The 10,554-nt window shown below is 42.3% G+C and carries 11 protein-coding genes; all 11 read left to right on the forward strand.

Annotated features, from left to right (window positions below):
- The first annotated feature begins 259 nt into the window (after nt 1-259).
- The 11 genes from JOD82_RS28600 (at nt 260) to JOD82_RS28650 (ending at nt 10,093) form a co-directional block, all read left to right on the forward strand.
- Entirely contained in the window at nt 260-1,849 is a 1,590-nt protein-coding gene (locus tag JOD82_RS28600; RefSeq protein ID WP_069012580.1) for an acetate--CoA ligase, read from the forward strand.
- 47 nt (nt 1,850-1,896) lie between these two features.
- Nucleotides 1,897-3,129: an aminopeptidase gene (locus JOD82_RS28605; RefSeq protein ID WP_029516797.1), complete on the forward strand. Its 1,233-nt coding sequence runs from the start codon at nt 1,897-1,899 to the stop codon at nt 3,127-3,129.
- Between the two features lie 228 nt (nt 3,130-3,357).
- Nucleotides 3,358-3,948, forward strand: a complete 591-nt coding sequence (locus JOD82_RS28610; RefSeq protein ID WP_029516796.1) for a TetR/AcrR family transcriptional regulator — start codon at nt 3,358-3,360, stop codon at nt 3,946-3,948.
- A gap of 18 nt (nt 3,949-3,966) precedes the next feature.
- Nucleotides 3,967-4,593: an HXXEE domain-containing protein gene (locus JOD82_RS28615; RefSeq protein ID WP_029516795.1), complete on the forward strand. Its 627-nt coding sequence runs from the start codon at nt 3,967-3,969 to the stop codon at nt 4,591-4,593.
- A 120-nt stretch (nt 4,594-4,713) separates the two neighbouring features.
- On the forward strand, nt 4,714-5,415 hold the full coding sequence (locus tag JOD82_RS28620; RefSeq protein ID WP_069012581.1) for a DUF4309 domain-containing protein: 702 nt from the start codon (nt 4,714-4,716) through the stop codon (nt 5,413-5,415).
- A 149-nt stretch (nt 5,416-5,564) separates the two neighbouring features.
- Nucleotides 5,565-6,092 (forward strand): TetR/AcrR family transcriptional regulator, encoded by a 528-nt coding sequence (locus JOD82_RS28625; RefSeq protein ID WP_029516793.1) that lies wholly within the window; start codon nt 5,565-5,567, stop codon nt 6,090-6,092.
- A gap of 216 nt (nt 6,093-6,308) precedes the next feature.
- On the forward strand, nt 6,309-6,899 hold the full coding sequence (locus tag JOD82_RS28630) for a sulfurtransferase TusA family protein (protein ID WP_029516792.1): 591 nt from the start codon (nt 6,309-6,311) through the stop codon (nt 6,897-6,899).
- A complete protein-coding gene (locus JOD82_RS28635; protein WP_029516791.1) occupies nt 6,896-7,372 on the forward strand; it encodes a DsrE/DsrF/DrsH-like family protein in 477 nt (158 codons plus the stop codon). The genes JOD82_RS28630 and JOD82_RS28635 overlap by 4 nt, the downstream gene beginning before the upstream one ends.
- A 76-nt stretch (nt 7,373-7,448) precedes the next feature.
- Nucleotides 7,449-7,715: a metal-sensitive transcriptional regulator gene (locus tag JOD82_RS28640; RefSeq protein ID WP_013310304.1), complete on the forward strand. Its 267-nt coding sequence runs from the start codon at nt 7,449-7,451 to the stop codon at nt 7,713-7,715.
- Between the two features lie 233 nt (nt 7,716-7,948).
- Nucleotides 7,949-8,629, forward strand: a complete 681-nt coding sequence (locus JOD82_RS28645) for a YetF domain-containing protein (protein ID WP_069012582.1) — start codon at nt 7,949-7,951, stop codon at nt 8,627-8,629.
- A 303-nt stretch (nt 8,630-8,932) separates the two neighbouring features.
- Nucleotides 8,933-10,093 (forward strand): trans-sulfuration enzyme family protein, encoded by a 1,161-nt coding sequence (locus JOD82_RS28650; protein WP_209950378.1) that lies wholly within the window; start codon nt 8,933-8,935, stop codon nt 10,091-10,093.
- Nucleotides 10,094-10,554: the final 461 nt, after the last annotated feature.

The raw sequence follows: 10,554 nt of genomic DNA on the forward strand, positions 1-10,554 counted from the left end.
TACAATAGTTACCTATATTATACAACATTAACGCGGTGTCGTCTTAAACAAAATTAACATAAAATAGGCTGTCGAGACTTTCTCGACAGCCTGAGAGCCTGAGATCAGGCTCTTTCTTTTTGTTGTTGGTTTTACCCAATTTATTTTTTTCCAAAAAAATGATTAAAAAATGATTCTGGTATTAGAACCTGGTACTAAGACGTGTTATACTACAGTAAGAAAGTGGATCTCATCTTATGTATAAAGGGGAAGGTATAATTTGACAGATCAACAACAATGGCTTGCGCCTGAATATTACAATATGACTTCGGAAATGGAACACCATGAGGCTGATAAAACAGCACTTAAGTGGCTGAGTGAGACAGGAGAATACGAAGAAATCACCTATGGAGAGCTGTTGAAAAAGGCTAACCGACTGGCTGGAGGACTCGCAAGTCTGGGATTTAACAAAGGTGACAGAGTTCTGGTCGTAGTACCACGGCGTATTATTGCGTATGTAATTTATATAGCCTGCTTGAAGCTGGGGCTTGCTGTCATTCCATCTTCAGAAATGCTGCGTGCCAAGGATATTGCATATCGTCTTCGCCATTCTGAAGCACGCGCAGTCATTGCCTGGAACGGAGTAACAGGTGAAGTGGACAAAATAAGCGATGATTTGCCTACTCTGGATTATCGTATCGTGGTCTCCGGGGACGACACGCCAGATGTATCTGGCTGGCTCGTGCTGAATGAGCTGATGGATGGACAGGAAGATACTTTTGAAGCTGTGAAGACGCACCGTGACGACATGGCCATTCTGGCCTATACTTCGGGCACCACGGGAAATCCTAAAGGTGTTGTACATAGCCATGGCTGGGGATATGCTCATCTGCGGATAACATCACCATGGTTGGATATTCGAGCTTCAGACGTAGTATGGGCTACAGCTGCACCAGGATGGCAAAAGTGGATTTGGAGTCCGTTTTTATCTGTACTGGGGAATGGAGCGACCGGATTCGTATATAATGGTCCGTTTCGTCCGGGTCGCTATTTGCAGTTCATGCAGCAGTACGGAATCCAAGTGTTGTGCTGTACGCCGACAGAATATCGGATTATGGCGAAAACGGATGGTTTGGATCAATATGATCTATCCCAATTGCGCAGCGCAGTTTCTGCGGGAGAGCCTCTCAATCAGGAGGTCATTAATAAGTTTCAGGAGCAGTTCAACATTACGATTCGTGACGGCTATGGTCAAACGGAGAGCACATTAATTATTGGTAATTTAAAGGATGCACCTCTGCGTACAGGCTCGATGGGCAAATCTATTGCACCGGGACTCGTTGAGGTCGTAGACGAGGATGGCATTCCGCTGGCTCCGGGGCAAGTGGGCGATATTGCGGTACGCGCTGATCTGCCGGCATTATTCCAAACGTATTACCATGATCCAGAACGCAAATTAACTAGTGTCCACGGAGATTATTTTGTTACGGGAGACCGGGCTCGCAAAGATGAGGATGGATATTTCTGGTTCGAAGGACGTGGGGATGATATCATTATCAGTTCTGGCTATACCATTGGTCCTTTTGAAGTAGAGGAAGCGCTTATGAAGCATGACTCCGTGCAGGAATGTGCTGCCGTAGCCAGCCCTGACGAGATCCGTGGACATGTTGTAAAGGCTTTTGTCGTACTCAAAGCTGGGGTAGAAGGATCACCGGCGTTAGTGAAGGAACTGCAACATCATGTGAAAACATGGACGGCGCCTTATAAATACCCACGAAAAATAGAGTTTATTAAAGAACTCCCTAAAACCAGCTCAGGCAAAATACGAAGAGTGGAGCTGCGTGAACTGGAGAAGCAATCCGTACTGTAATGATGAAATTATTCAATATAATCAAAACGGAACAGGAGCGTGGAAAAATGAGTACATTTGAATCATTGTTGGAGCAATACGCAGAACTGGTTGTAAGAGTAGGGGTTAACATTCAGCCTGGACAGGTGTTTTTGGTAACTGCACCACTGGAAACTGTTGAGTTTACACGCCTGATTGTCAGCAAAGCCTATGAAGCAGGCGCTAAATATGTACAGGTAGAGTTTGAGGATGATTCCATTACACGTAGTCGTTTTGAACATGGTGACGAAGCTAGCTTCGATTACTACCCTGCTTGGAAGGCAGAAATGATGGAGAAATTTGCCGAAGAGGGTGGAGCCACACTAACGATTAAAGTGCCGAACCCCGATTTATATCAAGGTATTGATCCACAAAAGGTATCTCGTGCGACTAAGGCGGCAGCTACGGCGAGAGAAAGTTTTTCCAAATATACCCGAAATCATAAAATTAGCTGGTGTTTAATTAAAGCGCCGACGAAGGCTTGGGCCGATAAAGTATTTGCAGATGTAGCAGAAGAGGATCGTATACGTGTCATGTGGGATACAATCTTCCAAATGAACCGTGTAGATGGCTCTGATCCTATTCAGAATTGGCAGAAACATTTGAAAAACCTTGAACAGGTACAAGACAAGCTGAATCATAAAAAGTATAAAAGTCTCCACTATCGTGCACCAGGAACAGATTTGCGAATTGAACTGGCTGACGGGCATATTTGGCGCAGCGGCGGTGGGGAGAACGAGCGCGGAGATTACTTTGTCGCGAATATGCCGACAGAAGAAGTGTTCACGATGCCTAAGCGTACAGGTGTGAATGGTCATGTCACAAGTACCATGCCACTCAATTTAAATGGACAACTGGTGGATCGCATAACGTTTACCTTTAAGGACGGTAAAGTCACTGAATATACAGCAGAATCCGGCGAGCAGCATCTGACTCATTTGCTCGCTACGGATGAAGGGGCCAGCTATTTGGGAGAAGTTGCGCTGGTGCCGCACGATTCACCGATCTCCAATCTCAATCGTATTTTTTACAATACAGGTATCGACGAAAATGCCTCCTGTCACTTGGCCCTAGGCAGTGCGTATCCATTTAATATGGAAAATGGGACACAAATGAACCGGGAGGAGCTGCTCCAGAACGGTGCCAATGTCAGTCTGACTCATGTTGACTTCATGATCGGCTCAGCTGAGCTGGATATTGATGGCGAACTGCAAGATGGAAGTAAAGAAGCCGTGTTCCGCAAAGGAAATTGGGCTATTTAGTCCTTTTCTCAACCTCAATTCAATCAACCCGCAAACGATCTCATTCGTATGCGGGTTTTTCTATTCCCTAAATCTCAAATCACTCCTTGTTTTGTGAAATATAAAGTGCTAAACTGAGTTCAAACAAAAATTTAAACAATGTTTTAATTGTTGTTTGAAAAGTTGCTTATATAAAGTTGTCCGTTTCATTTGTCCGTTATGATTGAACGAAACAGGAGGAGGAAAAACATGAATCACCCAGACAAAAAACAACAAACCAAAGAAAAAATCTTAGACGCTACGCTGGAATTTATTCAAAAGGAAGGTTTTGAGGCGGTTACAATCCGAAAAATTGCCGATCTGTCTGCTACTAATATTTCATTAGTTAATTATTATTTTGGCTCCAAGGAAAATTTGCTCAGTGAAGCTATTGAAGTGATATTAAATGGCTTTCAACACACCTTTTCTATTTTGGATAATACAGCGATCCCCCCCCAAGATAGACTGAAACAATTTTTACATAACTATTTACAGGTGATTCGTCAATATCCAGAGCTTCTTTCGCGAATTATTGCCATGGGTAGCACGCCCTTCACATCTCAACAGGAATACGGAAGGTTTTTAAACATAATGGGATTTCCAAAGGTTCAGAACACGATCAAGGAGCTGACAGGCGAGCAACAGCCGGAGCGCTTGTTAGCGATGATGCTGCAAATATTCGGAGCTATTTTTCTGCCCGCACTGATGAGTCCGATTCTTGAATCAGGGGCAGTTGTGAAAATACCTTCAATAGAGGAACAATTAAATCTGCTGTTTGAAAGATATTTTGATCAAAAATAAAGCATAGGAGTGACTAATATGAATTATTTGAGAAAATATTGGCAAGATGCAGGGGCTATAATCGGTGTGGTCGTATGTGTTGTTTTGCTTATGAATCAAGCTATCCTTTCGGATATAACAGGCATGTTATGGTTGAGTTTTGTAGCTATATTGTTTCATCAATTTGAGGAGTACCGCTGGCCTGGATATTTTGCTGGTTTATTTAACAACGTTATGTTTAAAAGTGAAGCACCCGATCATTACCCCTTAAACACTCAATCAGCGATGATTATCAATGTTGCAATTGCCTATGTGTTTTACCTGCTCCCCGTATGGTTTCCGCAAGTAATCTGGCTTGGACTCGCACCCGTTTTTATGGGATTTTTTCAGGTCGTCTGGCACGGTATCGTCGTAAATATTAAAGCAAAAACCCTATATAATCCTGGCTTGTTTACGGCACTTCTCCTGCATGTTCCAGTCGGAATTTGGTATATACATGCAATAGTACAGCGAGACATCCCAACGGCAATAGACTGGATTGCGGGTACGATCTACTTTGTTTTTGCTGTATACATCTTCATCATTAAAGGGAATATATGGTTGAAGAAGAGTGACTCTCCTTACTCCTTTTCTAAACAACAGCTGGGATCTTATGGTCGTAAATAGTGTATATTAGAAAATCATTAATGTCCTTGTTTACAAGTTGGAAACAAGTAGAGGTATTCTGGAAACGAGGTTCGGTTACACTTGGTTTGTACCCATGAACAAGGAAAGAGTGATCTTATAATGAAGCATACACATCAATCTTATGATCGTAAAAAGTTGGCTTACAAGCTAATCACCACTAGTGCTTTATTGGCGATAGGTTTTGCTGTGATGACAGGATGCAGCAATAGCGGGGAAGCAAAATCAACTGCTCCTACTAAAGCAGAAACAGTCACATCGCCTGCTAGTTCTACAGATCAAAACACGGATCTCAATACTAATGGGCAAGGCTCAACCTCAACCTCGACCCATCAAGAATCTGCCAATAGTACAGCTACACCTCACAGTAAACACAGCCCTGCAGCTGCTATATTTAGCGCAGCCAAGCAGGGAACCTTACCGAATTTGCCTAAAGGTCTTGGCTTGGGAACTAGCAGCGATCTTTTATTTGAGCTGTGGGGGAAATCCGAGTCTGGTTCTACTGGTCCTATGAGAAGTTACGCTAAGTATCATACAGATATCATGCTGGATGGAAGCGATAAAGTTACAGAAATTACATCTTCCGATCCAGACTATAAAAAGTTGCTTATCAAACAAATTGTTGACGATTTAGGCCAACCTACGGAAACCGTTGATACCTCTAGAGACATACCTGACACAGCAGAAGCTAATTATACGATCAATAACACATCAGGACTTAGTTATAATTTAGTATTTTCCTATCAAACCAAAACGCAAAAGGTCAATTATATCCGATTATATTTTAACTCTAAAACGCCATAATTGGATGTATATAACAGAGTCGTTTCCGTTAGAATTGCGGAGGCGACTTTGTTCAAGCTCATTGTATTTTTAGGGTATGTCGTTTATACTATTTTGTAATTGATTAATCACTAATCAGAAAACTGTGTTAAATAAAAGGATGAAAAAACATGACTAAAGCTACGTCAACATCTATAAATCGCCAAAAGGAAATCATATCTGCTGCCATTGAAGTGTTTGCTGAGATGGGCTACTACCGAGCTACAACAGCCAAAGTTGCAGAACGGGCCAATATTTCTCAACCCTATGTCTTTCGTTTTTTCGCTACCAAGGAAGCATTGCTTGTTGAAGCCCTGAAGGTTTCATTTACACGTATCATAGATTCTTTTCACAGCGTCATTCATTCGGCCTCATCTGAGCAGCTCGAGCAAGAGCTAATTGCAGCCTATTCGCAAATTATGACGGAATACCGTAATGAAACACTTTTGCAAATGCAGGCGCAGACGATCCGCGAGGATGAGGTTGTAAGCGTGATGCAGCAAGGGTTACGTGAAATTCATACGACGGTGTATGATGCTTTCCGACGAGCAGGTATTGAACAAGCAATGGAAAGAACGATGCTTTTTCTCGCTAGAGGTATGCTGTGTAATATTTCGATGTCGCTGGATCTGCCAGAACTGATGAAAAAAGACGATTAATTTTGGTTTATGTTTATGCATTAGAGTCGCGTTTTTGCGCGGCTTTTTTTGCTTTTAATTTTATTTGTTTAAGACATGATTTTGTTTGCTTCTGAGAAAAAACGGCCAAATAAGTTGACAAGAGAAGTGAGTATCATTATCCTAATACCTATAGGGGTATATGTATAAAAGATTTAACTAAGCTAAGCCCCTCAAAAAACAGGCGGAGGTTATAGAATGTCATCAACTAACAATATCCAAGCAGATCATATTCTTGATTGTAAAGGGCTAGCTTGTCCTATGCCTATTGTAAAAGCAAGAAAGGCTATGAATGAGCTCGTTCCCGGAAAGATTATGGAGGTTCAGGCGACTGACAAAGGTTCATTAGCCGATTTTCAGAGCTGGGCCAAAAACACCGGACATCAATATTTGGGCACCCTCCAAGATGGAGATGTAATGCGACATTATCTACAAAAAGCAAATCTAGCTGAGGTGAAGAAGGAGCAAATATTTTCTTCTACGATAAGCCATGAAGAGCTACAAGCAAAATGTTCTGGCAAAGAGAACTTCATTTTACTCGATGTTCGTGAACCCGCTGAATTTACGCTTAAACATATCCCTGGATCTAAGCACATCCCTCTTGGCGAACTGGAGCACAGACTTTCTGAACTGAACTTGGAAGAAGAGATCGCAGTGATTTGCCAAGCTGGAGCACGCAGTGAAATGGCTTGTCAGTTATTAGTTGCCAAAGGCGCTAAAAAAGTCAAATCTGTGCTTTCAGGCATATCCGAATGGGCTGGAGAGACTAAGGGAAGCGAATCCATATGAGCACACCCAAAACAACGATTGTATTATTCAGCGGGGAGCTGGATAAGGCGATTGCTGCATTCATTATTGCGAACGGAGCGGCAGCATATGATCACGAAGTAACTATTTTCTTTACTTTTTGGGGGCTAAATACGTTACGCAAGGATGAAATCGTGAGCACTAATAAGGGGATACTCGAAAAAGCCTTTGGTTGGATCATGCCTCGTGGACCCAAAAAGCTTGCACTATCCAAAATGAATTTTGCCGGACTCGGTCCACAGATGATCAAGCATGTCATGAAAAAACACAATGCGCTTTCCTTGCCGCAGCTTATAGAGTTGGCACGAGAGCAGGGGATCAAGCTCGTCGCCTGTACCATGACCATGGATTTGTTAGGGCTGCAGCAAGAAGAGCTAATCGAAGGTTTGGAATATGCTGGGGTAGCCGCCTACTTGGGGGATGCTTCCCAGGGCAAGGTGAATCTATTTATTTAGGGTATCCTATTTATTTTTTTGGTTTATAATATACCTATACGTGTATATGGTAAGTCAAAAAAGGAGTGCATTACTTATGGATTACAATTACAGTGATGAACTGAAAACGCGCCTGAGGAGGATTGAGGGACAGGTGCGTGGGGTACTTCGTTTAATGGATGAAGGAAAATCGTGCAAAGACGTCGTTAGCCAGTTATCTGCCGTACGTAACGCATCAGATAAAGCGATTGCCCAAATTGTAGCAGAGAATCTGCAACGATGTATATTGGAAGAGCAAGAGGCAGGAGGAGACACGGATAAGCTGGTTAAAGAAGCGATTCAGCTTCTTGTGAAAAGTAGATAATCTGACTCCGGAGTCCAAGCTAGCGGGCAATGATGTCACTATGCACAAAATTACGGGAGCTGGCATATTGCCTTTGATTAAGATTATATACTAGCCGTAATTAAAAAGTTCGCTGCCTCTAGTTGGTAGCGGGCTTTTTTATTCGGACATTTCAGGAATAATCCTCTGTTTATGCTGAGGTAGGCCGGTGTAAATAACACATAACAAAACAACTTCTTCCGGGAGGCCTATTTATGGAGGTATTTGTTTCGATTGGTGTCAAATTGATCATCAGCTTTTTTGGCTTGTGGATCATTACTTTTATTACAGGTCGGAAAACACTCAGTCAGTTAACACCACTCGATTTCCTAACATCATTGGTGTTAAGCGAAATTGTGGGAAATACGTTATATGACGATAAGGTGACCATTGGGCAGCTTTTGTTTGCTTTGGCACTATGGTGCGCGCTGGCCTACTTTTTTGAAAAAGCCACGACCCATTTTGTGAAATTTGGATATATGGCAGAAGGTCGAACAGTGCTGCTCGTGGATAAAGGGCAGGTAAATCAAGAAATGCTGGAGAAATATGATATAGAATTTACACAGCTACTCTCCATGCTACGCCAGCAAAATATTTTTTCTCTGCGTGAGGTCTGGTACGCTACGTTAGAGACGAACGGCTCCTTGTCAGTCATGCGCAAACCTGAATACGAGCCACCCGCCGCTCAGGATATGGGAATAGATGCACAGCCTGATCTTTTTTCTGTTACTGTCATTGATAAGGGAAGGTTGCTAAATGAATCTATGCGTGGGAAAACAATTGATATTGGAGAGATTAAGGCTAAGGTGCGAGAGCAGGGATATGATAGTATCGATGAGATTGCCTATGCAGAGTTAAGCGAGGATGGAACACTTCATATCGTGCCAATGAAATAGAAAAAGCATTAAAAATAAGACCATTTTGATAATTAAGCCAAGAAAGAGGAGCAAGGTGAACAGTCAGGGTTGTACTTCCCAGCTCAAACAATGAAATACAGATGATCAACTCTGATACCCGGAGTATATTTTTACTCATTGCTTCCATTCACTGCTCCATATTTATTTCATGCATTTAATTATCATTTTTAGATCCCAGCAGTTCTTTAAAAGATTTTTGAAATAACCCTATAGAATATTTGAGTCCCGGATTGAGGAGACTACCTCATGAGTTTGAAATTTTTCAGAAAGTGGTGATCAGATTTGAGTTTCTCGGATGATCAGCTTATCTGTCTCCGATTTGAGGACGAACTAGGGTGTTTTGCTAAGGCTGCTGCTCCTCCTATTTATGAGACTGCTCCATTTTTCTTTGATACTTACGAAGATTATGCTGAAGCGGCTAATAATGAAAAGGAGCATTATGTCTATTCGAGGGGAACCAATCCTACCGTTCAGATTGCAGAGCAAATGATTGCTGCACTGGAAGGTGGGGCGGACTGCAAGTGCTTTGCTTCCGGAATGGCTGCTATCAGTGCGGCTCTAATGTGTAGTTTATCCGCCGGGGACCATCTGATTCTGGTCGGACACATATACGAAACCTCCGTCAGCCTAGCTAAATACTTATCGAAGTTCAATATAAATTATACAATTGTACATTCCACTTCTACGGAAGCAGTTGCTGATGCCATCAAACCGCAGACCCGTGCTATTCTTATGGAGTCTCCTACCTCATTCACATTCGATATGGTAAATATTCAGGAGGTAGCTTCGCTTTCCAAAGCGAAGGGCATCCGCACAATCATAGATAATTCATGGGCTACACCCCTTTTTCAAAAACCATTAGAATGGGGCGTAGATATCGTTGTTCACTCCGCATCCAAGTACTTGGGTGGTCATAATGATTTAATTGCAGGGGCAGTGATCGCTTCTAAAGAGATAATAAATCGTATGTATGCTGAAGAGTATGAGTTGATTGGCGGCTCGTTAGCCCCTTTTGAAGCCTGGCTACTCATTCGGGGGCTAAGAACACTCCCTCTCCGAATGGAAGCCCATCAGAGAAATGCTCTGTCGGTTGCTCGTTTTCTATCAGATCATCCGACCATTTCAAAAGTGAATCATCCCGGACTTCCTTCTCACCCACAACATGAGCTGGCATGTAGGCAGCTCAAAGGGTATGCCGGATTATTTAGTTTTGAACTAAAAGATTTGGGTTATGAGGATATATGCAGAGTGATCAATAAACTGCGACTGATTCGGATCGGTGTATCTTGGGGGTCTATGGAGAGCCAGGTGATCTCACCAAACTACGGCTTCAATAAGCAGAGTCTAGAAAAACAACACATGCCCGAATCGCTTATCCGCCTAGCTGTAGGGCATGAGCCTGCTGAACTTCTGATACAGGATTTAGCTACAGCTTTAAGCTAAGCTAACTTTCAGGATTTTATCTAAAAAAGCGGAAGTAGCGGTTCCTCCAATACATAAAGAGCTTCTGCTTTTCTGATTTATGATGTTTATACCTGATCAACTTTGCACTTGAAGTAGGAGATAAGAGAGTCTCAGTTGTTCCAGGTAAATCACCGTGTAGAAATACAAACTAGTAAATTGGGAAATATTACAACTTGCCTGATAGGTATACACGTGATAAATTATATATCCAGCCAGTTAAACGGCTGTTGACTTGATCTTTGAAAACTGAACAACGAGTGAGTACGGATTTTGCTTGCAAAATCCAACGCTGAAATTTTGGTACATGCCTTCCAGGCTGTATAAAATGGAAGCAAACAAGAGATATTTTTATCTCGTCAGTTTCAAAATGAGCTTATCGCTCTTTCTATAAACCAACTTCGGTTGGTCTTTAATGGAGAGTTTGATCCTGGCTCAGGACG

Source organism: Paenibacillus sp. 1182, assembly GCF_017833915.1.
In the GTDB taxonomy this organism is placed as follows: domain Bacteria; phylum Bacillota; class Bacilli; order Paenibacillales; family Paenibacillaceae; genus Paenibacillus; species Paenibacillus polymyxa_D.